General features: G+C 61.8%; 1 pseudogene. It reads left to right on the top strand.

The window, feature by feature from the left end:
* Positions 1-270, top strand: a pseudogene (locus I5E_RS23775) (hypothetical protein); the annotation flags it as partial.
* Positions 271-301: the final 31 nt, after the last annotated feature.

Raw genomic sequence — 301 nt, 5'->3', positions numbered from 1 at the left:
ATTCTTCTCGCTTCCGGCGGCATCGGGATGCCCGCGTTGCAGGCCATGCTGTCCAGGCAGGTAGATGACGACCATCAGGGACAGCTTCAAGGATCGCTCGCGGCTCTTACCAGCCTAACTTCGATCATTGGACCGCTGATCGTCACGGCGATTTATGCCGCCTCGGCGAGCACATGGAACGGGTTGGCATGGATTGTAGGCGCCGCCCTATACCTTGTCTGCCTCCCCGCGTTGCGTCGCGGTGCATGGAGCCGGGCCACCTCGACCTGAATGGAAGCCGGCGGCACCTCGCTAACGGATT

The organism is Curtobacterium sp. B18, from assembly GCF_000333375.1.
In the GTDB taxonomy this organism is placed as follows: domain Bacteria; phylum Actinomycetota; class Actinomycetes; order Actinomycetales; family Microbacteriaceae; genus Curtobacterium.
This window is presented reverse-complemented; position numbering and strand designations above follow the sequence as displayed.